Raw genomic sequence first — 25,401 nt, 5'->3', positions numbered from 1 at the left:
CCGGAGGTTGAGTCCGGCGCGGGGGTTGAGTCCGGCGCACCACGGCCGAGTCCAGCGCCCGGAGGTTGAGTCCGGCGCGGGGGTTGAGTCCGGCGCACCACGGCCGAGTCCAGCGCCCGGAGGTTGAGTCCGGCGCGGGGGTTGAGTCCGGCGGGCGGGCCGGTGGACCTGGCCGACCGCCGCACTCGGCCGACCGCCCGGCTCGGCGGCTCGGTCGTGCCCGGCGGTGGCCGAGAGGGCGGCCGGGTGGGTGGGCGGGGGTCGTAGCCGTACTGGAGGAGGGGGCCCCGGACCGGTGCAGGGGTCTCCCGCTGCGGCCGGCGGTGGGCGGGGACGGGGTTCAGGCGCCCAGGGTTTTGGAGAGCGTGTAGATCAAGAGGCCGGCCAGGGCGCCGACGACCGTGCCGTTGATGCGGATGAACTGGAGGTCGCGGCCGATGTGGGCCTCGATCTTGCGGGAGGTGTGTTCCGCGTCCCAGCCGGCGACCGTGTCCGTGATCAGGGACGTGATCTCGGCCCGGTAGGTCGTCACCACGTAGACGACCGCACCCTCCGTCCAGCCCTCCACCTTCGCCTGGAGCCGCCCGTCCGTGGCCAGCCGGGCGCCCAGGGAGATCAGGGAGGCGCGCACGCGCAGCCGCAGTTCGCTGCGCTCGTCCTCGGCGGCCGAGATGATCATCGACCGGATCGCCGCCCACGCCGAGGCGATCACGTCCTGCACCTCGCCCCGCGCGAGGATCTCCGTCTTCAGGCGCTCCACCCGCGCCCTGGTCTCCGTATCGGACTGGAGGTCCACCGCGAAGTCCGCCAGGAAGCGGTCCACCGCGCCGCGCGCCGGGTGCTGCGGCATGTCGCGCATCTCCGTGACGAAGCGCAGCAGCTCCTTGTAGACCCGCTCGCCCACCTTCCGGTCCACGAACCTCGGGGTCCACCCGGGCGCCCCGCCCTGCACCGCGTCCATGACGGAGTCGCCGTGGGTGACAAGCCAGTCGTGCGCCTTGGCGCACACCAGGTCCACCACCCGCCGGTGCCCGCCGTCCGCGACGATCTTCTCCAGCGCCTTGCCGGCCCCCGGGGCGATCTCCGCGGCCTCCGCCCGCCGCGTGATCGCCTCGCCGACCACCGCCTGCACGTCCGAATCGCGCAGCACCGTCAGCGCACCGCGCAGCGCGGCCGCGAGCTCCGCGGTGACCCGGTCCGCGTGTTCCGGCTCGGCCAGCCACGCGCCGAGCCGCCCGCCGATGCCGAGCGCCCGCAGCCGGGCCCGGACCACGTCCGCGGAGAGGAAGTTCTCCCCCACGAACTCGCCGAGCGAGACCCCGAGCTGGTCCTTCTTCGTCGGGATGATCGCCGTGTGCGGAATGGGCAGGCCCAGGGGGCGGCGGAACAGCGCCGTGACCGCGAACCAGTCGGCGAGCGCACCGACCATGCCAGCCTCCGCCGCGGCCGCGACGTACCCGGCCCAGCCGCCCGCACCGGAATGCTGCGCCCACTTGGCGAGTACGTAGACCAGCGCGACCAGCCCGAGCAGTCCGGTCGCGGTCGCCTTCATCCGGCGCACCCCGCGGCGCTTCTCCTCGTCCGCCGCCGAGTACGCGAAGGCCGCGGCCCGGCCGGAACCCGCGTCTGCACCGTCCTGTGTACGTCCCACCTGTCCTGCCCTTCCCCCCTGTCACGTACCGTTCGTGCCACTGTCGACTGTCGCCTACTTGACCGACTCCCGGGACGCGCCACGAGTTCCCGGCGTCCCCCATTCCGGCGAACCGCCACCGGAGGAGGAACTCCGCCCATGACCGCTCCCCGCACCGGCCGCTCCCCCGCCCGGCGCCGCCGCCCGCTGCCCGGAGCCCTCACCGCGGCCGTCGTCGCGCTCGCGGCCCTCCTCACGGCCGGCTGTTCCGGCGGCGGGACCGGGTCCGGCGACGCGGGCCAGGTCAGGGCCCGGGAGTCCGCCGGGGCCCTCGACGACGGCGGGCCGATACGCCCGCACTGGGTCGGCACCTGGTCGGCCGCACCCGTGGACGCCGAACCGGACACGTACCTGCGCGGCCACGCCGGCCGTACGTTCCGCAACGTCGTGCACACCAGCATCGGCGGCAGCCGGATACGCATCACCCTCTCCAACCTCTTCGGCCGCACCCCCCTGCACATCGGACGCGCCACCGTCGCCCAGGCGGCCGGCACGGACGGCACGGTCTCCGACGCCGTCGGCGGGCGGGGCGCCGGCGGCCGCGGCTTCCGGATGGCCGCGGCCCAGCCCGGCTCCCTCGTACCGCTCACCTTCGGCGGGTCGCGCGAGGTGACGGTCCCGCCGGGGGACGAGGTCACCAGCGACGCGGCCGTACTGAACGTGGCGGCCGACGCCGACCTCCTGGTCAGCACGTACTCCCCCGATACGGCCGAGCCCAGCGGGCCCGTCACCCGGCACCCGGGCGCCCGCCAGACCTCGTACGCGGCCGACGGCGACAGCACGGACGACGAGACGGGCGGCACCTTCACCGAGGAGACCAGGTCCTGGCGGCAACTCGTCGCCGTGGACGTCCTCACCGACCAGGCGCGCGGCGCGGTCGTCGCGTTCGGCGCCTCCATCACGGACGGCATGGCCTCGACGACCGACGCCAACCGCCGATGGCCGGACTTCCTCGCCGACCGCCTCCGCAAGGGGCGCACCCCGCGCCTGGGCGTCCTGAACGCGGGCATCGCCGGCAACCGCCTCCTGCGCGACGGCACCGGGCCGCGGGCCCTGGACCGCTTCGAACGCGACGTGCTCTCGCGCACGGCGGTGCGGGTGGTCGTCATCCAGCTCGGCACCAACGACATCCTCAAGTCCCCCCGCGAGACCGACCCCGACGCCGTCACGAACGCCCTGCGGGAGCTGCGCAAGCGGGCGCACGCCCGGGGGATCCGCGTGGTCGGCACCACGCTCCCGCCGTTCCGCGGCCACAAGGCGTACGCGGCCACCCGCGAGTCCGTACGCCGCAGCGTGAACGCGCGCATCCGGGAGGGCGGCGTCTTCGACGAGCTCGTCGACTTCGACCGGGTCCTGCGCGACCCGGACTCCCCCAGCCGACTGGCCCCGGAGTACGACTCCGGCGACCACCTCCACCCGAACGACGACGGCTACGCGGCGATGGGCCGCACGTTTGACGTGGCCGTGCTGGGGTGACGCGGGGGGTGCGCCTGCCCGTGGCGGGCGGGGCCTTCCTGTCCGGCCGGCCGCCGGTGGGGCTGTCCCCGCGCTCCGCGCGGGGGGTGTTCTCCCACCCGCACCACCCGTACAAGGCATCCAGATGCTGGGGCACTGGTGGTGGGCCGGGGAACGTTGGCGGCTGACCCGCCGTGGTCCCGGTGGGGGTTCGGGCGGCTGGGTGCGGTCCTGCCGAACCGGATTGACGTCAAGCCGGAGACCGGCCTCCGGCCGGGAGTGAAGGTTCGGAGAAAGTGCAGGTCACGGGCCTGTGCCGGTATCTGTCGGCAGCCGCCTGGGGCGTGGTGGCGTGGAGAGTCGAGGGCGGTCGGCTCTCGGCCGCGAACCGGCCGGCGGCCGCCGACCGGCATGGGGCGCGTAGCGATCGGTGGCGGTTTATGTTCGGCCACGAGCCGACGGACAGCCGCCGCCCGGGATCAGGCGTGTAGCGATCGTGGGCGGCCTCTGCCCGGCCACACGCCGGGCGGCTGCCGCGGTCCGGCCTTCGGCGTGTAGCGATCGTGGGCGGGCCTTTCGCCCGTGAGGGCGGGCCCCGGACATGACCCTGCCTGGCTTCCCGGACCCCGCCCGTGGGCATCGCCGTCCCCGTGACCGGCTTTCCCTCCGGGGGGTGCTCGCAAGTCTGGGGACTGACGGCACGGCGGCCGGTGTCAAGGGTGGCCCGAAGGGCCATCGCGCAGCGACGCGACCGAAGGGAGCGCCCTTGACACCGGCCGCCGGGACGGCCGGACCATCAGACATGCGGGCACCCCCCGGAGCCCCCCACAACACCGCCCCACCCACACCCCGCAAGGCCACACCCCGCACCACAAACCCAACCCGCCCCACACGGGACCCCGCACGGTGAGACCCCGCGTCACTCTGGGGGCGGTGGGCAGACGCCGCCCCACAGCAACAAGGCCAGGGGGAAAAGAAGCGCACCAAAGGCGGATCGACCGCACCCGACCCCGCCCCACAAACCCACCCCCGCCGCCACAGACCCGCACGGCCAGACCCCGCGTCACTCTGGGGGCGGTGGGCAGACGCTGCCCCGCAGCAACAAGGTCAGGGGGAAAAAGGAGCGGACCAAAGGCGGATCGACCGCAACCGACCCCGCCCCGCGGACCCAAACCCGCCCGACACGGACCCCGCACGGCCAGACCCGGCCCCACAAACCCACCCCGCCCCACCAACCCACCCCGCCCCGCAAACCCACCCCGCCCCACACGAACCCGCCCCCCCGCACGGCCCGACCCCGCGCAATGCCGGGGATCGGCGGGTCACCCCGTCGCGCCGTCACAACGCCCCTACACCCCCCGCCGCTTCACCTCCACCCCGCCCCACAGGGCGAAGCCCGTCACGATGACGCGTGGGGCGGCCGGGTGGACCCCGGCAGCCGTGTGCGCGGGGAGGGCCCCCGCAGCCCCGTCACCGCCCGGGCGCCCATGACCTCCCGGGTCCTCGTGGCCCCCATGGCCCCCATGGCCCCGCCCCCCGCCCCCCGACGCGCCGAAGCCGCCCATGATGCCGATGCCGCGGATCTGGACGTCTATGCCCGGGGGGACGATGATCTCGATGCCGCCCATGACGGCCACGCAGTTGAGGACCACCTCGTGGGTGGCGAAGCGGGCCTCGCGGAGGTCGATCCTGCCGCCGCCCCAGAACGCGACCGCGTTGAGGCGGGCCGGTACCGTCCAGGCGCCCCTGCGGTCGAAGCCGCCCATGACGGCCACCGCCACGGCGGAATCCGGCTCGCCGCCGATGCGCGCGGGCCAGTCCTCCCCGTACCCGTCCGCACGTTCCGGATGCGTCCCGGCCCCGTCCCCCGGCTTCTTCACCAGCGACAGCGGTTCCGGGCGCGGTTCCGGCCGGTACGCGGGGCGGTCGCCGGGCAGGTCCCGGGTGAGGGGCTCCAGTTCGCCGTACGTACGGGACGCGTACGCCGCGGTCATCCGCTCCTCGAACTCCTCCATGTCGAGACGGCCTTCGGCCACGGCGTCGCGCAAGCGCTCCACCACCCGCTCCCGGTCGGCGTCCGACGCCCGCAGCTCGGGCAGCTCATCACTCATGTCCGCACCCTACGCAGGAAGTTGGCCGCGGCGAACCCATCGGTGTCGGACCGGGCTCACGCCCCCTCCGCGTACATCCGGGCGATCACGTCCTCGATCTCCGGTTCCCGGACCGACAGGTCCACCAGCGGGTACTGCGCCGCCACCGCCGCCACCAGCGGGGCGGCCGAGGCCGCGGCCGGGAAGGCCAGCCACTGCCGGGGGCCCTCCACCTTGACCACGCGGGCGCCCGGGACCTCCACGGGAGGGAGTTCCCGTTCCAGGTCCACGACCAGGGTGCGTTCGCTCTCGCCCGCGGAGTGCAGGCCCGCCAGCGCCCCGTCGTACACCAGCCGTCCGTGGTCGATGACCATCACCCGCTCGCAGAGCTGCTCGATGTCCTGGAGGTCGTGGGTGGTCAGCAGGACGGTCGTGCCGCGCTCGGCGTTCATGTCGCGCAGGAAGCCGCGCACCTTCGCCTTGCTCACCACGTCGAGTCCGATCGTGGGCTCGTCGAGGTAGAGCACCTCGGGGTCGTGGAGCAGTGCGGCCGCGATGTCCCCGCGCATCCGCTGCCCGAGGGAGAGCTGTCGTACGGGTACGTCGAGCAGTTTGCCGAGCTCCAGCAGTTCGACGCAGCGCTCCAGGTTCTCCGCGTAGCGGGCCTGCGGGATGCGGTACATGCGGCGCATCAGCCCGTACGAGTCCTTCAGCGGGAGGTCCCACCACAGGGTGGTGCGCTGTCCGAAGACCACGCCGATGCGCTGGGCGAGGCGGGTCCGCTCGCGGGCGGGGTCGATGCCGGCCACCCGCACCCGGCCGCCGCTGGGGGTGAGGATCCCGGTCAGCATCTTGATGGTGGTGGACTTCCCGGCGCCGTTGGGGCCGATGTAGCCGACCATCTCGCCGCGCGGCACCTCGAAGCTGATGCCGTCGACGGCCCGCACCTGCCGCCGCTCCCGGCGCAGCAGCCCGGTGCGCCTGCGCACGTCGAAGACCTTCTCCACGCCGTCCAGCCGGATCAGCGCATCCATCCCGAACCTCCCCGCCCCGCGGGCGTGTCCGACGGGCAGCGGCTGCCCGTACCCAGTGGCCTGTCCATACCAGTGGCCGCCTCCCGGCACCCGGCACCCGTCTCCCGGCACCCGGCACCCGGCACCCGGCACCGGCACCCGTCTCCCGGCACCCGATGGTCAGCTGCCCGTGCTCCGGTACGACCGCAGCCCCGCCCGCCAGGCCGCGGCGGCCGGTGCCAGGGCCGCCAGGGCCACCAGCGGGCTCAGGAACGCCGTCCACCAGGGCAGCCCGAACGGCTGCGGACGGTCGAGCAGGTAGAGCGCCGGCACCCAGTTGACGAAGGCGAGCGGCACCACGAAGGTCACCCCGCGCACCATCTCCCGCCCGAACACGGTGGGCGGGTACTGGAGCATGGTGGCGCCGCCGTACGTGAACGAGTTCTGCACCTCGGCCGCGTCCCCGGCGACGAACTGGAAGGCGGCGCCGGCCAGGAAGACGGCGGCGAAGATGGCCGTGCCGGCGATCACCATCCACGGCAGCAGGAGCGCCTTGGCCGGGGTCCAGGCCACGTCCGCGGCGGCCGCGCCCCAGGCGGTGACGACCAGGCCCTGGGCCACCCGGCCCAGCCGGCGCAGGGCGAAGCGGTCGGCCGCGACCTGCGCGAAGACGGGTACGGGCCGTACGAGCATGGTGTCGAGCGAGCCGTCGCGGATCCGGGCGCCGACCCGGTCGGTGTTGCCGAGGAGCAGGTCGGCGAGGCCGAGGGCGGCGCCGGCGGAGCCGTAGAGGAGGGCGACCTCGGGGAGGGAGAACCCGCCGAGGGCGTCGATGTGGGTGAACATGATGTAGATGCCGGCGAAGTCGAGTCCGCTGGTCGCGACGCTGCCGAGGAAGGCGAGCGCGAAGGAGGCCCGGTAGGTCATCGTCGAGCGGATCCACATCCCGACGATGAGTGCGTACCCGCGCAGCCCGTCGACGGCCCGCGCCCGGTACCCGTCCCTGGCACCCGCGCCGCCGCCCGCGCCTCCACCCCCACCGCCGCCCGCGCCGCCGGCCCCGGCCGCCACGGCCGACCCGGCAGCCCCGACCACCCCGGCTCCGGACCCGACCGCCCCCGCCACCCCGGCTCCGGACCCGACCGCCACACCCGCGTCCCCGCTCCCCTCACCCACCCTGCACCACCACCTTCCGCGTGGCCCCCGCCTGGAGGACCCGGCCCGCGCCCAGGAGGACCGCGGCCCAGACCGCCTGGAAGGCGAGGGCGGGGGCGGCCGTGCCCGCGCCCGTGTGTTCGCCGAGCAGGACGTCGAGCGGGACCTGGAGCATCGCCGACCACGGGAGCATCCGTACGAGTTCTCCGAAGGCGCCCGGGAACAGGGTCAGCGGCAGCACCACGCCGGAGCAGAACATGGACACGAGCAGGGCCATCATGTTGACCCCGGACCCGTCGAGCAGCCAGAACGCGCACAGCCCGACCAGGTACCGCAGGGCGAAGCCGACGACGAGCCCGAGCCAGACCGAGACGAGGAAGAGCACCCAGCGCAGCGGGTCGGCCGGCAGGGCCAGGTCGAAGAAGAGGGCGCCGGCGACGGTCGGCGGCACCCCGCGGGCGAGCAGCTGGAAGGCGGCCCGGCCGAGGTCGGCCGCGAGCCACCACATCTGGAGGTCGGCGGGCCGGTAGAGGTCTACGGCGATGTCCCCGGTGCGGATCCGTTCCTGCAGCTCCTCCTGGAAGCCGCCGCCGATCAGGGCGCCCGCGGCCAGCAGGGACTGGCTGATCCAGACGAAGGTCAGCGCCTGTGCCTGGTCGTAGCCGCCGAGGTGCGGGCGCTCGTCCCAGAGTGCGATGTACGTGTAGGCCACGATGAAGCCGAAGACCGTGTTGGTGAACACGCCCGCGGCGGTGGCGGCGCCGTAGGTCGCGTACCGCCGGAACCCGCCGGCGGCCACTGCCGCGTACAGGCCGAGCCTCGCGCAGAGCCCGAGCCTCGCGCAGAGCCCGGCCCTCGCGCCCAAGCCCGTCCTCGTGCCCGGCCCGGCCCCCGGGTTCAGCCCGGTCCTGCCCCCGCCCAACCGCCCCTCACCCGCCCTCACATGATCACGAATCGGCGACGATACGGACCTGTTGCCCTTCAAAGGGCAACCAATTCCCCGGACCGTCCGTCTGAACCCGTGCCGCCCGAAAGCCGTCGCTCGCGGATGACCGCCGCGAGGAGCCTCCGAGGACCGGTACCCGTCGAACGGAGCTGCCGACCGCCGACCGGAACCGCCGCCGGAGGCCAAGCGATCAAGCTTAGTGCGGCGGGGGGACCTGCGCGACCGATAAGGGCCGGAGTGGCGCGATACGGTGTTCCACTGGGTACAGATCAGCAAATATCGCCCCACGCGATGAGGACATGGCCGGCCGAGGAGTCCCTGGAGACATGAGCGACAAGTCACCGCAGCAGGGCTGGACCCCACGGGATCCGGACCAGCCCGCCGCCTCGACGGCCGGACCTCGGCAGGCGGGGCCGGACGGGTCGGCGCAGCAGGCGGAAGGGGCCGGGCCGGCCCCGCAGACCAGGCAGGAGAAGAAGGCCGAGAAGGCCCGCATGAAGGCGGAGCGGAAGGCCGAGAAGAAGGCCAGGCGCAAGCGGTCCGGCTGGCGGCGCATCTTCCCCACGTGGCGGATGGTGCTCGGTTTCCTGCTGCTGTGCTGCCTGGCCGTCGGCGGGGCGCTCGTCGCGGGCTACATGCTGGTCGAGATCCCGGCCGCCAACAAGGCCGCGACCGCCCAGAGCAACGTGTACCTCTACTCCGACGGCACCCAGCTCGCCCGCGACGGCGAGGTCAACCGGGTGAGCGTGCCGCTCGCGCAGGTCCCGAAGAACGTCCAGGAGGCCGTCCTGGCCGCCGAGGACCGGGACTTCTACCAGGAGCGCGCGGTCGATCCGAAGGCGATGGTCCGCGCCGCCTGGAACACCCTGACCGGCAAGGGCAAGCAGTCCGGCTCGACGATCACCCAGCAGTACGTGAAGAACTACTACCTGGGCCAGGAGCAGACGGTCGAGCGGAAGGTCAAGGAGTTCTTCATCGCGATCAAGCTGGGCCGCGAGGAGTCCAAGGAGGACATCCTCGAGGGGTACCTGAACACCAGCTTCTTCGGCCGCAACGCGTACGGCATCCAGGCCGCCGCGCAGGCTTACTACGGCAAGGACGTCAGCCGCCTGACGACGGCGGAGGGCGCGTACCTGGCCACCCTGCTGAACTCCCCCAGCGCCTTCGACGTGGTCGCGCACCCGCAGTCCCGCGGGCGGGCCCTGGCCCGCTGGAACTACGTGCTCGACGGCATGGTCAAGCAGAAGTGGCTGGACCAGGCCGAGCGGGCGGCGATGAAGTTCCCCGAGCCGGGCAAGCTGCGCACCTCCGCGGGCATGTCCGGGCAGCGCGGCTACCTGGTCGAGGCGGTCAAGGACTACCTGGTCGGCAACAAGATCATCGACGAGCAGACCCTCGCGGCCGGCGGGTTCAAGATCACCACCACCATCGACAAGCGGCGCCAGAAGGACTTCGTCGACGCGGTGAAGGAGGAGGTGATGGACGAGCTGAACCCGAAGGAGAACAAGGTGGACCGGGTGGTCCGGGTCGGCGGCGCGTCCATCGACCCCGCCACCGGCAAGGTCGTGGCCCTGTACGGCGGCATCGACTACACCAAGCAGTACGTCAACAACGCGACCCGCCGCGACTACCAGGTGGGCTCCACCTTCAAGCCCCTGGTCTTCGCCGCCGCCGTGCAGAACACCGCGCACACCCAGGACGGCCGGGTCATCGCGCCGAACACGATCTACGACGGCGACAACCGGCGGCCCGTGACCGGCTGGAGCGGCGGCTACTACGCGCCCGAGAACGAGGACCAGGTCAGCTACGGCAACATCACCGTCCGCCGGGCCACCGAATCCTCCGTCAACTCGGTGTACGCGCAGATGGCCGTGGACGTGGGTGCCGACAAGATCAAGGAAACGGCGTTCGCCATGGGCATCCCCAAGGACACGCCCAGCATCGGCACCGGTCCGGCCATGGCGCTCGGCACCGCCACCGCGAGCGTGCTCGACATGACCCAGGCGTACGCGACGCTCGCCGCGCACGGCGAGTACACCCCGTACACGCTCGTGGAGAAGATCTCCAAGCGCGGTACCCCGGTGGTCCTGCCCCAGCGCGAGTCCAGTCGGGCGATCAGCCGCGAGGCGGCCGACAGCACGACCTCCATGCTGGTCAGCACGGTCGAGAGCGGCACCGCGCGGGCGGCGCTGGCCTCCGACCACCCGGCGGCCGGCAAGACCGGCACCGGCGAGAAGGACAAGTCGGCGCTGTTCGCCGCGTACACGCCGGACCTGGCCACGGTGGTCTCGATCATGGGCCAGGACCCGGACACGGGCGCGCACGAGGAGCTGTACGGGGCCCTGGGCGAGAGCCGCATCAACGGCGGCGGCTACCCCGGCCGGATCTGGGCGGCCTACACGAAGGCGGCGCTCGCGGACAGCGAGCCGGTCGAGTTCGATCTGGAGACCATGCCCGGCACGTTCCAGCCGCCGCCGGCCGAGCCCTCCCGCACCCGGTCCCCGGGCACCGACGGGGGCACCGACAACGGGGGCCGCACCAACGGCAACGGGAACGGCGGCCGCACCGACGGCGGGAACACGAACGGCAACACCAACGGCGGGAACACCAGGGGCGGCACGACGAACGGCGGGAACACCACCGGCGGCGGCACCACCGGCGGCGGCACCACGGGCGGGAACACCACCGGCGGGAACACCACGGGGGGCGGCACCACCGGCGGCGGCACCACGGGCGGGAACACCACCGGGGGCGGCACGACCGGCGGTGGCACCACCACCGGGGGCGGGACCACGGGAGGCACCACCGGCGGCGATCCGGGCGGCACGGACGGGGCCGCGACCGGCGGCACCGAACCGGGGCCGTAGCGCGGTCCGGATCCCGGCAGCCGGCCGGCCCCGGGGGGTGCTCCCCCGGGGCCGGCCGCACACCGGGGGTCCGGCGTCAGTGCCCCGAGGTCGCCTTCAGGCCGACCACGGCCACCAGCAGCAGGCAGATGAAGAAGATCCGGGCGGCGGTCACCGGCTCGCCGAGCACGACCATGCCGAGGACCGCGGCGCCGGCCGCGCCGATGCCGACCCACACGCCGTAGGCGGTGCCGATGGGCAGGGTCTTGGCGGCGTACGACAGCAGGACCATGCTGGCGACGATGCCCGCGCCGGTGAAGACGCTGGGCCACAGGCGGGTGAAGCCGTCGGTGAACTTCATGCCGATCGACCAGCCGACTTCGAGCAGACCGGCGAGGAGAAGCAGAACCCAGGCCATGACAGGCACCTCCGGGACGAGAGCGGACGGGGTGCGTCGTCTTGTCGTACCCGGTACGGCGCGTCTCGTCGGGGTTCCTCCCCACCGTAGCAAAGGACGCGCAAAGGGGCCGGTGACCTCGGTCACCGGCCCCTCCGGGTCCGCTGCGGGCCGCTGCGGGCCCGCCGCGCGTCCGCTACAGGTACAGCCCCGTGGAGTCCTCCGACCCCTCCAGCCGCTCGGCGGCCACCGCGTGCAGGTCCCGCTCGCGCATCAGCACGTACGCCACGCCCCGGACCTCGACCTCGGCGCGGTCCTCGGGGTCGTACAGCACCCGGTCGCCGGGCTCCACGGTCCGTACGTTCTGCCCGACCGCGACCACCTCGGCCCAGGCCAGCCGCTTGCCGACCGCGGCGGTCGCCGGGATGAGGATGCCGCCGCCGGAGCGCCGCTCCCCCTCGGGGGTGTCGGACCGGACCAGCACGCGATCGTGCAGCATCCGGATGGGCAGCTTGTCGTGGGTGGAATTCTGGCTCACGCGAAGAACCTACCTGGCCGGGGGCCTGCCGTACGCCCGAGGGTCACGTCAGCCGCGCTTGCGCCGCGTCGAGACCGCGAGGAGGCCGACGACGCCGGCCGCGAGCATCACGACGGGCACGATGCGCCCGACGTTCGGGGCGCCGTCCTCGTGCCGGAAGCCGGCCTTGAAGTCGGTGACGGTGCGGTTCACGGCGACGATCACCCGGCCGGCCGTCTCGTCGACGGTCGAAGCCACCCGGGACTTCGCGTCCCCGATGATCGTCTTGGGGTGCATGCGCACGCCGATCTCGTCGAGCGTCTCCGCGAGCTGCTCGCGCCTGCGGACGATGTCCGCCTCGATCTGCGCAGGGGTCCTGACTTCCGACACCGCGCTGCCTCCGTGGGTGGTGTGTGGGCGTAGTCCGACATGGTCAGTCTGTCAGCTTACGCTCGTGTGGTACTGCACCCTTTGCAAAGGAGACTGTGAGACATGAGCGAGCGACTCCAGCCCGGGGACACGGCGCCCGCCTTCACCCTGCCCGACGCGGACGGCAACGAGGTCTCGCTCGCCGCGCACAAGGGCCGCAAGGTCATCGTGTACTTCTACCCGACCGCCATGACCCCCGGCTGCACCAAGCAGGCCTGCGACTTCACGGACAACCTCGCCCTGCTCGCGACCGCCGGGTACGACGTCATCGGCGTCTCGCCGGACAAGCCGGAGAAGCTGGCGAAGTTCCGCGAGAAGGAGGACCTGAAGGTGACGCTGGTCAGCGACCCGGAGAAGAAGGTCCTGGAGGCGTACGGGGCGTACGGCGAGAAGAAGCTGTACGGCAAGACGGTGACGGGCGTGATCCGCTCCACGGTGATCGTCGACGAGGAGGGCAAGGTCGAGCGCGCCCTCTACAACGTGAAGGCCACCGGCCACGTGGCCAAGATCATCAAGGATCTGGGCATCTGACGTCCCGAGCCGGCCGGCGGGGGCCACCTGACGGGACGTGACCCCGCCGGACGGACTCGGCCGTAGACTGGGCCCAGCCCGCCGGACCCGGTGTCCGGTCCGGTCGATTTCCCGCGGTTGTGGTGGAATTGGCAGTCACGCTGGGTTTAGGTCCCAGTGGGGTAAAACCCGTGGGGGTTCGAGTCCCCCCAACCGCATTGCCGCGACGGCCCCGCACGCTCCTGCGTGCGGGGCCGTCGGCGTCCGGCCGGGGCCCGTCAGCCCAGGAGTTCGCGTACCGCCGGGACCAGGGCGCGGAAGGCCTGGCCGCGGTGGGAGATGGCGTTCTTCTCGGCGGGGGTGAGTTCGGCGCAGGTGCGCGTGTCGCCCTCGGGCTGGAGGATCGGGTCGTAGCCGAAGCCGCCGGTGCCGGTGGGCGCGTGGCGCAGGCGGCCGAGGAGGCGGCCCTCGACGACGCGTTCGGTGCCGTCGGGGAGGGCCAGGGCGGCGGCGCAGGCGAAGTGCGCGCCGCGGTGCGCCTCGTCGATGTCCGAGAGCTGGGCGAGCAGCAGGCGGAGGTTGGCCTCGTCGTCGCCGTGGCGGCCGGCCCAGCGGGCGGAGAAGATGCCGGGGGCGCCGCCGAGCACGTCCACGCACAGGCCCGAGTCGTCGGCGACGGCGGGGAGTCCGGTGGCCTGCGCGAGGGCGTGGGCCTTCAGGAGGGCGTTCTCGGCGAAGGTGACGCCGGTCTCCTTGACGTCCGGGATCTCGGGGTACGCGTCCGAGCCGACCAGCTCGTGCGGCAGGCCGGCTTCGGACAGGATGGCGCGGAGCTCGGTGATCTTGCCCGCGTTGCGGGTGGCGAGGATGAGGCGGGTCATGCCCCGATTATCACGGGGAGCAGACCTTGCTCAGTTCGTTCACCCCGTCGGTGATGCCGGAGAGGTCCGGGTTCGCGTTGCCGTCGTCGAGGGACTTGCGGGCGTTCGAGACCCCGGCGCTGATCGAGTCGACGGCCTTGGCGATGTCGGCGTTGTCGCTCTTGTCGCCGATGTCCTTGAGGCTCTTCTCGATCTGGTCGAGGGCGTTCTGCGCGTCCTGCGGGCTGTCCCCGGCGTTGGAGATGGCCTGCTGGAGGTCGTTGGCGGCGTCGCTGACGGCCACGGCGGTGTTGGCGCAGTCCAGTGCGGTGTCGATGGCGGAGCACGCGGTCACGGCCGGCAGGGCGAGCAGGGCGGTGACGGCGAGGGCGGCGGTACGGCGGTGCAGGGCCATGTGGCGGTTTCCCCCCGGGTTCGGATGCGCGGACGGGCGCACGGCTTCGAACCGTGCGCCCGTACCCAGCATGACGCGTGGGGGGCGGCCCCCAGTTCCCGGGGCGGGGTTTCCCCTTGGCCCTCGGGTCCGGGAGTTCCGTCAGAGCTCCAGGGCCTTGCGCTGGATGGCCTCCAGGTCGGCGCAGCCGCCGGCGGCCAGGTCGAGGAGGGCGTTGAGCTCCTTGCGGTCGAAGGGCTCGCCCTCGGCGGTGCCCTGGACCTCGACGAAGCGGCCGTCGCCGGTGCAGACGACGTTCATGTCGGTCTCGGCGCGGACGTCCTCCTCGTAGCAGAGGTCGAGGAGCGGGACCCCGTCGACGATGCCGACGCTGACGGCGGCGACGGTGCCGGTGAGCGGCTTGCGGCCGGCCTTGATCAGCTTCTTGCCCTGGCCCCAGGCGACGGCGTCGGCGAGGGCGACGTAGGCGCCGGTGATGGCGGCGGTACGGGTGCCGCCGTCGGCCTGGAGGACGTCGCAGTCGAGGACGATGGTGTTCTCGCCGAGGGCCTTGTAGTCGATGACCGCGCGCAGGGAGCGGCCGATCAGGCGGGAGATCTCGTGGGTGCGGCCGCCGATCTTGCCGCGGACGGATTCGCGGTCGCCGCGGGTGTTGGTGGAGCGGGGGAGCATCGAGTACTCGGAGGTGACCCAGCCTTCGCCGCTGCCCTTGCGCCAGCGGGGGACGCCTTCGGTGAAGGAGGCGGTGCAGAAGACCTTGGTGTCGCCGAAGGAGATGAGGACGGAGCCCTCTGCGTGCTTGCTCCATCCGCGTTCGATGGTGACCGGGCGGAGCTGGTCGGGCGTGCGGCCGTCGATGCGAGACATGGTCCGAGCGTATCCGCTGCGCGGCACCCGGCGGACCCGTCCCGCCTCTCGGGGCTCCACCCCGAACCCCGCGCCTCGAACTCCCCCGGCCCCAGGGGGCTGGGAGGTACCCCCTGGCGGGGCTGGAATGCGCCCGCGGAGCGGGCCGGAGGGGCTGGGATTGACCCGCGGAGCGGGGGCGTACGCGCAGACCCCGCGCCGGGGTGCGGTGCGGGGTCTGGGCTAGGCGGTGCGCCGCCAAGTGCGCCGCCCGGTTCGGGGGACGGTCACATCATGTCTTCGATCTCGCCGGCGATCGGGTCGGCGTCGGTGCCGATGACGACCTGGATGGCGGTGCCCATCTTGACCACGCCGTGGGCCCCGGCGGCCTTGAGGGCGGCCTCGTCGACGAGGCTGGGGTCGGCGACCTCGGTGCGCAGGCGGGTGATGCAGCCCTCGACCTCTTCGATGTTGTCGATACCGCCGAGCCCGGCGACGATCTTCTCAGCCTTGGTGGCCATGTGTCTTTCCCCTGTCTTCAAGGAACGAGTCTCGGCGGCAGATTGCCGGTCGCGGGGGTCCGCTTTGTCACGTTAACCCACGGTTGGCCCATCTTCGCGAGGCGATGGGCCGGGCTCTGCCGAATGATGACGATCAGCAGCGGTGCGCCCGCGAGGGCGACCGCTCGGACCGTATCCACAACTGGTCTACACCAGTGTGCGGCAACCGCCAAACCTGGTGGCCTCCGGGAGGACGCCGATGAGTGCGAGCAGCGCGGCCGCAGCGCCCCAGCAGAAGTGGTGGAACGGCCTGTTCCAGGGGCTGCAGAAGATGGGCCGCAGCCTCCAGCTGCCCATCGCCGTGCTCCCCGCGGCCGGCATCCTGAACCGGCTGGGCCAGAAGGACGTGTTCGGCGCCGACGGCCTGGACTGGGTCAACGTCGCGAAGGTGATGGCGAGCGCGGGCGGTGCGCTGCTCAACGCCGACCTGGGCCTGCCGCTGCTCTTCTGCATCGGCGTGGCGATCGGCATGGCCAAGAAGGCCGACGGCTCCACCGCGCTGGCCGCCACGGTCGGCTTCCTCGTCTACCGGGCGGTCCTGCGCGCCTTCCCGGAGTCCTGCCCCTCGGGCACGAAGGACGTGGGCGGCGGCTGCCTCGGCGCCGGCGACAGCTTCGCGGAGTACACGTACCAGAACCCGGGGGTGTTCGGCGGCATCGTGATGGGCCTGCTGTCGGCCTGGTTCTGGCAGCGCTACCACCGCGTGAAGCTGGTGGACTGGCTCGGCTTCTTCAACGGCCGCCGGCTGGTGCCGATCATCATGTCCTTCGTGGCGATCGTCTTCGCCGTGCTGTGCCTCGTGGTCTGGCCGCCGGTCGGCGACGGGCTGGAGAGCTTCTCGGACTGGCTGGTGGGGCTCGGGGCCTGGGGTTCCGGGATCTTCGGCCTCGCGAACCGCGCGCTGCTGGTGATCGGCCTGCACCAGTTCCTGAACGTGCCGGTGTGGTTCCAGTTCGGCAGCTACACCACCCCGTCCGGCCAGGTGGTGCACGGGGACATCGCGATGTTCCTCAACGGGGACCCGCAGGCCGGCCAGTTCATGTCCGGGTTCTTCCCGATCATGATGTTCGCACTGCCGGCGGCCGCCCTGGCCATCACGCACTGCGCGAAGCCGCGGCGCCGCAAGGAGGTGGGCGGCCTGATGCTGTCGGTGGCGCTGACCTCGTTCGTCACGGGCATCACGGAGCCGATCGAGTACTCGTTCCTCTTCATCGCGCCGGCGCTGTACGCGGTGCACGCGGTGCTGACGGGCGTGTCCATGGCGGTGACCTGGGCACTCGGGGTACACGACGGCTTCAGCTTCTCCGCGGGCCTGATCGACTACGTCATCAACTGGAGCCTGGCGACGAAGCCGTACCTGATCATCCCGATCGGCCTGGCCTTCGCAGCGGTCTACTACGTGATCTTCCGCTTCGCCATCACGAAGTTCGACCTGAAGACCCCGGGCCGGGAGTCGGACGAGGAGATCGACGAGATGGAGCGCGAGAACACCAAGGCATAAAGGAGTTCCAGCCCCCCGGCGGGGCTTTGGACCCGCGCCCGCAAGGCCCTCGGATCTTTCCGTCCGGGGGCTTTCGGCGTGCCTGGGACGGATTCCGCTTGTCTGTGGCGAAGACTCCTCCGAGCCCGGGCCGGGTCGGAGCGGGGGGCTTTGGACCCGGCCCCTCCGGTGTGGCGTAGACCACAGGAAAACGAAGGTTCCTTATCTAACGCTCACCGTGTTACAACTGGTCTACACCACCCATTGGTGTAGACCACGCACCCCGCTTCTGGGGCCCGTGTACCCCCTTTCCGAGCCGTCGCCGTCTCCCTGCATGTCCTCTGGCGGCGCCTCGCTCCCCGGAGGAAGTTATGACTACGGCTACCGCCGCCACGGCGCCTCCCGCCAAGAAGCGGGGCTCCGGCCTCATCCAGGGTCTGCAGAAGGTCGGCCGCAGCCTTCAGCTGCCGATCGCGGTCCTTCCCGCCGCCGGCATCCTGCTGCGCCTCGGCCAGGCGGACGTGTTCGGCAAGGACGGTCTCGGCTGGGACAAGGTCGCCTCGGTGTTCGCCACCGCCGGTGACGCCGTCTTCGCCAACCTCCCCCTGCTCTTCTGCATCGGCGTGGCCATCGGCTTCGCGAAGAAGGCGGACGGCTCCACCGCGCTCGCGGCCCTTGTCGGCTTCCTCGTCTACAAGAACGTGCTCACCGCGTTCCCGGTGACCGAGGCCGTCGTCAACACCACCGCCAACAAGGGCGTGGACGTCGCCGCGACCTACAACAACCCCGGTGTCCTCGGCGGCATCGTGATGGGTCTGCTCGCCGCCGTGCTGTGGCAGAAGTTCCACCGCACCAAGCTGGTCGACTGGCTCGGCTTCTTCAACGGCCGCCGCCTGGTCCCGATCATCATGGCCTTCGTCGGCGTCCTGGCCGGCGTGTTCTTCGGCCTGGTCTGGGAGCCGATCGGCGAGGTCATCTCCCACTTCGGCGAGTGGATGACCGGCCTCGGCGCCGCGGGTGCCGGTCTCTTCGGCGTCATCAACCGCGGTCTGATCCCGATCGGCATGCACCAGTTCGTCAACACCGTGGCCTGGTTCCAGATCGGCGACTTCACCAACGCCGCCGGCGAGGTCGTGCACGGCGACCTCAACCGCTTCTTCGCCGGTGACTCCAGCGCCGGCCTGTTCATGACCGGCTTCTACCCGATCATGATGTTCGGCCTCCCGGCCGCCGCCCTGGCCATCGCGCACTCCGCCCGCCCGGAGCGCCGCAAGGCCGTCACCGGCATGATGGTCTCGCTCGCCCTCACCTCGTTCGTCACGGGTGTCACCGAGCCCATCGAGTTCTCGTTCATGTTCATCGCGCCGCTGCTGTACGCCATCCACGCCGTGCTCACCGCGGTCTCGATGGCCGTCACCTGGGCCCTGGGCGTCCACGGCGGCTTCACCTTCTCGGCCGGTCTCATCGACCTCGGCCTGAGCTGGAGCAAGTCCACCAAGCCCTGGCTGATCATCCCGATCGGCCTGGTGTTCGCGGCGATCTACTACGTGGTCTTCCGCTTCGCGATCACCAAGTTCAACCTCCCGACGCCGGGCCGCGAGTCCGACGAGGAGCTCGCCGAGATGGAGAAGGCCGAGGCCAAGTAGGACCGGCCCGACCCGCGGCTGCCGCCCCCACGGCAGCCGCCCCGGCAGCACGGAGCCCCCGCATTCCGATCCTCACGGAATGCGGGGGCTTCGGCATGGCCGGGCCGGGTGCCGCGGGCCGCGCGGCGCCCGGACCTCGTACGCGAGGTGCTCAGACCTCGTACACGGCGCCCGCGCGGGCCAGTTCCACCGGACCCGCGTAGACCGCGCGGGCGTCGGCGAGGTTCTGCGCGGCGTCCGTCCACGGCGGGATGTGGGTGAGCAGCAGGCGGCCGGCGCCCGCGGCCCGTGCGCACTCGCCGGCCTCGCGGCCGTTCAGGTGCAGGTCCGGGATGTCCTCCTTGCCGTGCGTGAAGGAGGCCTCGCACAGGAAGAGGTCGGTGCCCTCGGCGAGCGCGTCCAGCGAGGCGCAGGTGCCGGTGTCACCCGAGTAGGTCAGCGCGCGGCCGCCGTGCTCGATCCGGATGCCGTACGCCTCCACCGGGTGGGACACCCGCTCGGTGCGCACCTGGAAGGGGCCGATCTCGAAGCTGCCGGACTTCAGGGTGCGGAAGTCGAAGACCTCGCTCATCGAGCGCTCGTCCGGGACGTCCTCGTAGGCGGTGGTCAGGCGCTGCTCCGTGCCCTCGGGGCCGTACACGGGGATCGTGCCGCAGCGGCCGCCCTCGTGGCGGTAGTAGCGGGCGACGAAGTACGCGCACATGTCGATGCAGTGGTCCGCGTGCAGGTGGCTGAGGAAGATGGCGTCGAGGTCGTACAGACCGCAGTGGCGCTGCAGCTCTCCGAGGGCGCCGTTGCCCATGTCGAGGAGCAGCCGGAAGCCGTCGGCCTCGACGAGGTAGCTCGAGCAGGCCGATTCCGCGGACGGGAACGAACCCGAGCAGCCGACGACGGTGAGCTTCATGGAGCAGGAACCTCCGTGGGCGGATACGGGCGGCGGGGGCCGTGCGTGTGGGCGTGGGGGGCCGTGCGTGCGTCGAGCGTAAGGCGCGCGAGCGGCGGTCGCTCCTCCGCGGCAGGCCGTTGTGGGGGAACTCACCTGCGCAGTCACCCCCCGGGGCGACGGTCCGCACAGGGGTTGCCGTACGGGGGCGCGGCCGCCGTGCCGGGCGGCGGGTGCGCGGTTACCTTCGAGCCATGGACACGTCCTGGTGGCCGGCGCTGGCCGCGCTCGTGGCGCTGGCCGTGGTGGCGCTGGTGGCCGGGCGCCGCGGGCCGGGCGGGCCCGTGCGGCCGGCGGGGCGCCCGGGGCCGGCCGGTCCGGTCCCGCTGCGGGCGGGTCCGCTGCCGCAGCCGATGCCGGGTGAGATCTGGTGGGCCGAGGTGCCGTACGAGGACGGGCCCGGGGCGAAGGACCGGCCCTGCCTGGTGCTCGGAGCGCAGGGGCACGACCGGGTGCGGGTCGTGAAGATCACGAGCAAGTACCACGACGAGCGGCCGGGGGTGATCCCGCTGCCCCCGGGGGTGGTGGGGGACGCGCACGGGCGCCCGAGCTTCCTGGAGACGGACGAGCTGCGGGAGGTCCCGGTGTGGGGGTTCCGGCGGCGGGTGGGCGTGGTGGACCCGGTGGTGTGGGACCAGGTCCGCCATCTGGCGGACTGAGGGATCCGCGGACGCGGACCGGGGCCGGGCCCGAGCCCCGGACGCGGACCGGGGCTGGGCCCGGGGCCGGGCCCGCGGGCTCGCGGCGGGCCGGCCCCGGACGCACGGACGGCCGGCGGGGCGGGTGCCCCGCCGGCCGTCCGGTGCCCGGGTGTGCCGGGCGGGTGCCGGTGGACCGGGCCGGTGCCGGTCAGGCCCAGAGCTGGCCCTGGAGGACCTCGACGGCCTCTTCGGTGGTGGCCGCGGTGTAGACCCCCGTGGAGAGGTACTTCCAGCCGCCGTCGGCGACGACGAACACGATGTCCGCGGTTTCCCCGGCGGCGACGGCCTTGCGGCCCACGCCGATGGCCGCGTGCAGGGCGGCGCCGGTGGAGACCCCCGCGAAGATTCCTTCCTGCTGGAGGAGTTCGCGGGTACGGGCCACCGCGTCGGCCGAGCCCACCGAGAAGCGGGTGGTCAGCACGGAGGCGTCGTACAGCTCGGGCACGAAGCCCTCGTCGAGGTTGCGCAGCCCGTAGACCAGGTCGTCGTAGCGCGGCTCGGCGGCCACGATCTTCACCCCGGGCACCTGCTCGCGCAGGAAGCGGCCGACCCCCATCAGGGTGCCGGTGGTGCCCAGGCCGGCCACGAAGTGGGTGATCGAGGGCAGGTCCGCGAGGATCTCGGGACCGGTGGTGGCGTAGTGCGCGCCCGCGTTGTCCGGGTTCCCGTACTGGTAGAGCATGATCCAGTCCGGGTGCTCGGCGGCGAGCTCCTTGGCCACGCGGACGGCGGTGTTGGAACCGCCGGCCGCCGGCGAAGAGATGATCTCGGCTCCCCACATGGCCAGCAGGTCGCGGCGCTCCTGCGAGGTGTTCTCCGGCATCACGCACACGATCCGGTAGCCCTTGAGCTTCGCGGCCATGGCGAGGGAGATGCCGGTGTTGCCGGAAGTGGGCTCCAGGATGGTGCAGCCGGGCTGCAGGCGGCCGGCCTTCTCGGCCTGCTCGATCATGTGGAGCGCGGGGCGGTCCTTGATCGAGCCGGTCGGGTTGCGGTCCTCCAGCTTGGCCCAGATCCGCACGTCCTCCGAGGGGGACAGGCGCGGGAGCCGGACCAGCGGGGTGTTGCCGACCGCCGCCAGCGGGGAGTCGTACCGCATTACTTGGCGCCCCCGGCCACGGCCGGGAGGATGGTGACGTTGTCGCCGTCGGAGAGCTTGGTGTTGATGCCGTCGAGGAAGCGGACGTCCTCGTCGTTGAGGTAGACGTTGACGAAGCGGCGCAGCTCGCCGCCCTTGGCCTCGTCCACGATGCGCTCGCGGATGCCGGTGTGGCGGGTCTCCAGGTCGGTGAAGAGCTCGCCGAGGGTGGCGCCTTCACCGGTGACGGCCTTGGCGCCGTCGGTGTAGGTGCGGAGGATGGTCGGGATGCTGACCTCGATGGCCATGGCGGGCTCCAGTCGTCGGGAAGGGCGTGGTGCGTAAGGGGCGCGCGGCTCTGGCCCCCCGCGCGACAGGGGGTGGTACGGGTGGTGCTTCCGGCGGGCTCTGCTCAGGCGGCGGCGCAACAGATCGCGCTGGCGAGGCGGCACAGGTCGACGTGCAGCCGCTCCACCAGCGCAGGGCTGCGCGGCGTCTCGATGCTCACGTCGTGGGAAACCATGCGGGCATCGTAACGATTCCCGGTCCGCGGGATGGAGTGTGATCTCGCATTCCGGACGGGATCCGCTCACATCGTGGGCGGCTGGGGCTCAGTACCCCGCCACGACCTGCACTTCTTCCTCGGTGATCACTCCGTCGACGATCCGGTACGAGCGGAACTGGAACTCGCCGAGACCGTCCTTGTCGGCGGTCGAGACGAGGACGTAGTGGGCGCCGGGCTCGTTCGCGTACGTGACGTCGGTGCGCGAGGGGTAGGCCTCGGTCGCGGTGTGCGAGTGGTAGACGATCACGGGCTCCTCGTCCCGGGCGTCCATCTCGCGGTACAGCTTGAGGAGGTCCTTGGAGTCGAACTCGTAGAACGTGGGCGAGCGCGCGGCGTTGAGCATCGGGATGAACCGCTCCGGGCGGCCGGTGCCGGCCGGTCCGGCGACGATGCCGCAGGCCTCGTCGGGGTGGTCCTCGCGGGCGTGCGCGACGATCTGGTCGTACAGGGCCTGGGTGAGGGTCAGCATGACCGACAGGATAAGCAGACGGGCCCTGCCGTACCGAGATCCGGTACGGCAGGGCCCGCATGCTGGACACAGGGCGCTTGCGCGCTGCCCGTGGCCGGGTGCGTCAGCGCTTGGCGAACGCGGCGTTCTCCGGGTTGCGGCTCTTGAGGACGAGGAACGCGACGCCGAGGATCAGGCCCCAGAGGGGGGCGCAGTACAGGGAGACCCGTGCGTCCTGGTCGATGCCCATCATCACGATGACCATGCCGATGAAGGCGAGGGCGAACCAGCTGGTCCACGGGGCGCCGGGGGCGCGGAACGCGGAGGCGGGGAGCTCGCCGCGGTCGGCCTTGGCCCGGTAGCGGATCTGGCAGACCAGGATCATGATCCAGGCCCACATGCCGGAGATGGTGGCGAAGGAGACGACGTAGTCGAAGGCCTTGCCGGGGGCCACGTAGTTGATCCAGACGCCGACGAGCATGAGCGCGGCGGAGAAGGTGGTGCCGACGAGCGGGGTGCCGTTCTTCGTCAGGCGGGTGAAGACCTTGGGCCCCTGGCCGTTGAGCGCGAGGTCGCGCAGCATGCGGCCGGTGGAGTACATGCCCGAGTTGCAGGAGGACAGGGCCGCGGTCAGGACGACGAAGTTGACGATGGCGGCGCCGACGCCGAGGCCCATCTTCTCGAAGGCCGCGACGAAGGGGCTGACGCCCGGCTGGAACTCGGTCCACGGGACCACGGAGAGGATCATGATCAGCGCGCCGACGTAGAAGACGGCGATGCGCCACGGCACGGTGTTGATGGCCTTGGGCAGGGTCTTCTCGGGGTCCTTGGACTCGCCGGCGGTGACGCCGACCAGCTCGACGGCGAGGAAGGCGAACATCACGATCTGCAGGGTCATCAGCGTGCCGCCGATGCCCTTGGGGAAGAAGCCGCCCTCGCTCCACAGGTTGGCGACGGAGGCGGTCTCCGCGGCGTCCGAGAAGCCGATGGTGAGGATGCCGGCGCAGATCAGGATCATGCCGACGATCGCGGTGACCTTGACCATCGAGAACCAGAACTCGAGCTCGCCGAAGAGCTTCACGGAGATCAGGTTCGCGCCGTACAGGATGACCGTGAAGATCAGCGCGTACGCCCACTGCGGGAAGCTGTCATGGGTCCAGAAGGACATGTACTGGGCTGCCGCGGTGACTTCGGTGATGCCGGTGACCACCCAGAACAGCCAGTACGTCCAGCCCGTGACGAACCCCCAGAACGGGCCGGCGAACTCGCGGGCGTACTCCGAGAAGGAGCCCGACACCGGGCGGTACATGAGCAGTTCGCCCAGGGCCCGCATGATGAAGAAGATGACCAGGCCGGCGATGGCGTAGGCCAGGATCAGGCTGGGGCCGGCCTTGCTGATGGCCTTGCCCGCGCCCAGGAAGAGCCCGGTGCCGATGGCTCCGCCGATCGCGATCATCTGGATCTGGCGGGCGCCGAGCGCCCGGTGGTAGCCCTCGCCCGCGGGGTCTTCGCCCGCGGTGTCCCGGCCCTGGTTCTCGACCTGCACAGAGGTCATGTTTGGTGCGCCTTTCTCCACGCCGGCCCGTGCCTTGCGGGGCTGCGGGCCGGGTTCCTCGATCCCCCCGGATACGGATGGAGTTGCACGCCGGCGGTCGGCCGGTTCAAGCGCCGCCGGGTGGACAGGGGTGGTGTCGTCGGCGGTCCGGAAGATTTATCACGGACTTATGGGGATACGGCGGACCGGAAAGTGGCGCAGGGCACAAGAAAAACGGGGCAAATGCCCCGTTGGTCGAAAAATGACCACACAGCGGTGATCTGATCGTTATCCGGATTTGAGCGTCCGCTGAGCGAACAAGATCCCCGAGGGTCCGGAGGCCGTACCTCCGTTACGGCATCAGGGTCTCGACGAGGGTCTCCTGGAGCCCGCCCAGCCACAGGTAGGCCATCACCATCGGCTTGCGCGGATCGGAGTCGGGCAGCCCGAAGAGGTCGCCCGCCTCGTCGTCCTCGGTGATGTCCAGCCGGGAGGCGATGGTCAGCCGCAGGTCGTTCAGGGCTCCCAGCCAGCGCAGCGGCTGCTCCCCCGTCAGCTTCAGCACGGCCCCGCCGTCGCCCCCGGGGGTCAGCGCGTTGAGGCTGTGCACCACGGCGAGGGCGTCCTCGCGCTTGCGGGCGCGCAGGTCGTTCTCGGTGAAGCGGCGGAACTCGGCCGAGCGGGCCCGCTGTTCCTCCGGATCGGCGGCCGGCTCCGCGCCCGGGGCCCGGTAGGCGTCCGGGAACAGGCGGGCCAGCGCAGGGTCGGACGGGGCCTCGGTGGGCCCCTCGGCGAAGAGCGCCGCCAGCGGGTCGGCGTCCGCGTCCGGCTCGTCCCCGGGGCCGATCAGCTCCAGCAGCTGGACCGCCAGGGAGCGCAGGATGGAGATCTCGATCTCGTCGAGCGCGACGGCCGCGCCGCCGCCTTCGAGGCTTTCGAACGTGCCGCCCATCAGATGCGGTCCTGCGACAGGGTCGCCCACAGTCCGTAGCCGTGCATGGCCTGCACGTCGCGCTCCATCTCCTCGCGGGTGCCGCTGGAGACGACCGCCCGTCCCTTGTGGTGGACGTCGAGCATCAGTTTGTGCGCCTTGTCCTTGGAGTAGCCGAAGTACGCCTGGAACACGTACGTCACGTAGCTCATGAGGTTGACCGGGTCGTTGTGCACCAGGGTCACCCAGGGGACATCGGGTTCGGGGACCGCGAAGGCCTCGTCGGCCGGCAGGGTGCGTTCGATCTCAATGGGAGCAACACTCACGCCCCCATGCTGCCACCGCG

Annotated in this window: 25 protein-coding genes, 1 tRNA gene, 1 pseudogene and 1 riboswitch; of the genes and pseudogenes, 7 read left to right on the top strand and 20 right to left on the bottom strand. The window is 71.9% G+C overall.

Features of this window, described 5'->3' with window-relative positions:
* Positions 1 to 340: 340 nt before the first annotated feature.
* Positions 341 to 1,651: a DUF445 domain-containing protein gene (locus tag ACZ407_RS33535; RefSeq protein WP_468135043.1), complete on the bottom strand. Its 1,311-nt coding sequence runs from the start codon at positions 1,649 to 1,651 to the stop codon at positions 341 to 343.
* Positions 1,652 to 1,789: 138 nt separating this feature from the next.
* Between ACZ407_RS33535 and ACZ407_RS33530 the strand changes: the two genes are divergently transcribed.
* Positions 1,790 to 3,166 (top strand): SGNH/GDSL hydrolase family protein, encoded by a 1,377-nt coding sequence (locus ACZ407_RS33530; protein ID WP_468135041.1) that lies wholly within the window; start codon positions 1,790 to 1,792, stop codon positions 3,164 to 3,166.
* A gap of 1,328 nt (positions 3,167 to 4,494) precedes the next feature.
* On the opposite strand, the gene ACZ407_RS33525 is transcribed toward ACZ407_RS33530, so the two are convergent.
* The 4 genes from ACZ407_RS33525 to ACZ407_RS33510 all read right to left on the bottom strand — a co-directional run bounded on the left by ACZ407_RS33525 (position 4,495) and on the right by ACZ407_RS33510 (position 8,268).
* The gene (locus ACZ407_RS33525; protein WP_468135039.1) at positions 4,495 to 5,256 is read right to left on the bottom strand and encodes a DUF1707 SHOCT-like domain-containing protein; all 762 of its coding nucleotides are present in this window, start codon (positions 5,254 to 5,256) and stop codon (positions 4,495 to 4,497) included.
* A 56-nt stretch (positions 5,257 to 5,312) separates the two neighbouring features.
* Complete coding sequence (locus tag ACZ407_RS33520; protein WP_468135037.1) at positions 5,313 to 6,269, bottom strand: ABC transporter ATP-binding protein; 957 nt, start codon at positions 6,267 to 6,269, stop codon at positions 5,313 to 5,315.
* Between the two features lie 159 nt (positions 6,270 to 6,428).
* Positions 6,429 to 7,343, bottom strand: coding sequence for an ABC transporter permease (locus ACZ407_RS33515; RefSeq protein WP_468135053.1), 915 nt, complete (start codon positions 7,341 to 7,343; stop codon positions 6,429 to 6,431).
* A gap of 73 nt (positions 7,344 to 7,416) precedes the next feature.
* Positions 7,417 to 8,268: an ABC transporter permease gene (locus tag ACZ407_RS33510; protein WP_468135035.1), complete on the bottom strand. Its 852-nt coding sequence runs from the start codon at positions 8,266 to 8,268 to the stop codon at positions 7,417 to 7,419.
* Between the two features lie 407 nt (positions 8,269 to 8,675).
* Here ACZ407_RS33510 and ACZ407_RS33505 point away from each other — a divergent pair, with 407 nt between their 5' ends.
* Positions 8,676 to 11,216 (top strand): transglycosylase domain-containing protein, encoded by a 2,541-nt coding sequence (locus ACZ407_RS33505; protein ID WP_468135033.1) that lies wholly within the window; start codon positions 8,676 to 8,678, stop codon positions 11,214 to 11,216.
* A gap of 76 nt (positions 11,217 to 11,292) precedes the next feature.
* Here the strand turns inward: ACZ407_RS33505 and ACZ407_RS33500 are convergent, their stop codons facing one another.
* From ACZ407_RS33500 to ACZ407_RS33490, 3 genes are all read right to left on the bottom strand, one after another.
* On the bottom strand, positions 11,293 to 11,613 hold the full coding sequence (locus ACZ407_RS33500) for a DMT family transporter (protein ID WP_468135031.1): 321 nt from the start codon (positions 11,611 to 11,613) through the stop codon (positions 11,293 to 11,295).
* 30 nt (positions 11,614 to 11,643) lie between these two features.
* Positions 11,644 to 11,715, bottom strand: a riboswitch (guanidine-III (ykkC-III) riboswitch).
* Between the two features lie 73 nt (positions 11,716 to 11,788).
* On the bottom strand, positions 11,789 to 12,091 hold the full coding sequence (locus tag ACZ407_RS33495) for a GroES family chaperonin (RefSeq protein ID WP_468135051.1): 303 nt from the start codon (positions 12,089 to 12,091) through the stop codon (positions 11,789 to 11,791).
* An 87-nt stretch (positions 12,092 to 12,178) separates the two neighbouring features.
* Positions 12,179 to 12,499 carry a DUF3618 domain-containing protein gene (locus ACZ407_RS33490; RefSeq protein ID WP_468135029.1) on the bottom strand — a complete coding sequence of 107 codons (321 nt, stop codon included), beginning with the start codon at positions 12,497 to 12,499 and terminating at the stop codon, positions 12,179 to 12,181.
* Between the two features lie 102 nt (positions 12,500 to 12,601).
* On the opposite strand from ACZ407_RS33490, the gene bcp reads away from it, so the two are divergent.
* Together bcp and ACZ407_RS33480 are read left to right on the top strand one after the other, a co-directional pair.
* The gene (bcp, locus tag ACZ407_RS33485; protein WP_468135027.1) at positions 12,602 to 13,069 is read left to right on the top strand and encodes a thioredoxin-dependent thiol peroxidase; all 468 of its coding nucleotides are present in this window, start codon (positions 12,602 to 12,604) and stop codon (positions 13,067 to 13,069) included.
* A gap of 113 nt (positions 13,070 to 13,182) precedes the next feature.
* Positions 13,183 to 13,266, top strand: a tRNA-Leu gene (locus ACZ407_RS33480).
* A 60-nt stretch (positions 13,267 to 13,326) separates the two neighbouring features.
* On the opposite strand, the gene rdgB is transcribed toward ACZ407_RS33480, so the two are convergent.
* From rdgB to ACZ407_RS33460, 4 genes and pseudogenes are all read right to left on the bottom strand, one after another.
* Entirely contained in the window at positions 13,327 to 13,929 is a 603-nt protein-coding gene (rdgB, locus tag ACZ407_RS33475) for an RdgB/HAM1 family non-canonical purine NTP pyrophosphatase (RefSeq protein WP_468135025.1), read from the bottom strand.
* Between the two features lie 10 nt (positions 13,930 to 13,939).
* Complete coding sequence (locus ACZ407_RS33470) at positions 13,940 to 14,323, bottom strand: hypothetical protein (protein WP_468135023.1); 384 nt, start codon at positions 14,321 to 14,323, stop codon at positions 13,940 to 13,942.
* A 141-nt stretch (positions 14,324 to 14,464) separates the two neighbouring features.
* On the bottom strand, positions 14,465 to 15,190 hold the full coding sequence (rph, locus tag ACZ407_RS33465) for a ribonuclease PH (protein ID WP_468135021.1): 726 nt from the start codon (positions 15,188 to 15,190) through the stop codon (positions 14,465 to 14,467).
* Between the two features lie 266 nt (positions 15,191 to 15,456).
* Positions 15,457 to 15,729, bottom strand: a pseudogene (locus tag ACZ407_RS33460) (PTS sugar transporter subunit IIB); the annotation flags it as partial.
* A 199-nt stretch (positions 15,730 to 15,928) separates the two neighbouring features.
* Between ACZ407_RS33460 and ACZ407_RS33455 the strand changes: the two are divergent.
* Complete coding sequence (locus ACZ407_RS33455) at positions 15,929 to 17,230, top strand: PTS transporter subunit EIIC (RefSeq protein WP_468135019.1); 1,302 nt, start codon at positions 15,929 to 15,931, stop codon at positions 17,228 to 17,230.
* A gap of 350 nt (positions 17,231 to 17,580) precedes the next feature.
* Positions 17,581 to 18,855, top strand: coding sequence for a PTS transporter subunit EIIC (locus ACZ407_RS33450; protein WP_468135017.1), 1,275 nt, complete (start codon positions 17,581 to 17,583; stop codon positions 18,853 to 18,855).
* Between the two features lie 151 nt (positions 18,856 to 19,006).
* Here the strand turns inward: ACZ407_RS33450 and ACZ407_RS33445 are convergent, their stop codons facing one another.
* On the bottom strand, positions 19,007 to 19,759 hold the full coding sequence (locus ACZ407_RS33445; protein WP_468135015.1) for an MBL fold metallo-hydrolase: 753 nt from the start codon (positions 19,757 to 19,759) through the stop codon (positions 19,007 to 19,009).
* A 233-nt stretch (positions 19,760 to 19,992) separates the two neighbouring features.
* Here ACZ407_RS33445 and ACZ407_RS33440 point away from each other — a divergent pair, with 233 nt between their 5' ends.
* Positions 19,993 to 20,457 carry a type II toxin-antitoxin system PemK/MazF family toxin gene (locus ACZ407_RS33440; RefSeq protein ID WP_468135013.1) on the top strand — a complete coding sequence of 155 codons (465 nt, stop codon included), beginning with the start codon at positions 19,993 to 19,995 and terminating at the stop codon, positions 20,455 to 20,457.
* 190 nt (positions 20,458 to 20,647) lie between these two features.
* Here ACZ407_RS33440 and ACZ407_RS33435 read toward each other — a convergent pair whose 3' ends face one another.
* The 7 genes from ACZ407_RS33435 to clpS all read right to left on the bottom strand — a co-directional run bounded on the left by ACZ407_RS33435 (position 20,648) and on the right by clpS (position 25,381).
* The gene (locus tag ACZ407_RS33435) at positions 20,648 to 21,598 is read right to left on the bottom strand and encodes a PLP-dependent cysteine synthase family protein (protein ID WP_468135011.1); all 951 of its coding nucleotides are present in this window, start codon (positions 21,596 to 21,598) and stop codon (positions 20,648 to 20,650) included.
* Positions 21,598 to 21,885 carry a MoaD/ThiS family protein gene (locus ACZ407_RS33430; RefSeq protein WP_468135009.1) on the bottom strand — a complete coding sequence of 96 codons (288 nt, stop codon included), beginning with the start codon at positions 21,883 to 21,885 and terminating at the stop codon, positions 21,598 to 21,600. The genes ACZ407_RS33435 and ACZ407_RS33430 overlap by 1 nt, the downstream gene beginning before the upstream one ends.
* Before the next feature lie 104 nt (positions 21,886 to 21,989).
* The gene (locus ACZ407_RS33425) at positions 21,990 to 22,100 is read right to left on the bottom strand and encodes a putative leader peptide (RefSeq protein WP_468135007.1); all 111 of its coding nucleotides are present in this window, start codon (positions 22,098 to 22,100) and stop codon (positions 21,990 to 21,992) included.
* Between the two features lie 88 nt (positions 22,101 to 22,188).
* Positions 22,189 to 22,611, bottom strand: a complete 423-nt coding sequence (locus tag ACZ407_RS33420) for a M67 family metallopeptidase (RefSeq protein ID WP_468135005.1) — start codon at positions 22,609 to 22,611, stop codon at positions 22,189 to 22,191.
* A 103-nt stretch (positions 22,612 to 22,714) separates the two neighbouring features.
* Positions 22,715 to 24,145, bottom strand: a complete 1,431-nt coding sequence (locus ACZ407_RS33415) for an amino acid permease (RefSeq protein WP_468135003.1) — start codon at positions 24,143 to 24,145, stop codon at positions 22,715 to 22,717.
* A gap of 331 nt (positions 24,146 to 24,476) precedes the next feature.
* Positions 24,477 to 25,076, bottom strand: a complete 600-nt coding sequence (locus ACZ407_RS33410) for a DUF2017 domain-containing protein (RefSeq protein ID WP_468135001.1) — start codon at positions 25,074 to 25,076, stop codon at positions 24,477 to 24,479.
* Positions 25,076 to 25,381, bottom strand: coding sequence for an ATP-dependent Clp protease adapter ClpS (gene clpS, locus ACZ407_RS33405; RefSeq protein ID WP_468134999.1), 306 nt, complete (start codon positions 25,379 to 25,381; stop codon positions 25,076 to 25,078). The genes ACZ407_RS33410 and clpS overlap by 1 nt, the downstream gene beginning before the upstream one ends.
* Between the last annotated feature and the right edge of the window lie 20 nt (positions 25,382 to 25,401).

This window comes from Streptomyces sp. NPDC030809 (genome assembly GCF_055572195.1).
Note: the sequence above shows the minus strand (reverse complement) of the source record. Positions and strands in the feature narration are given on the sequence as shown.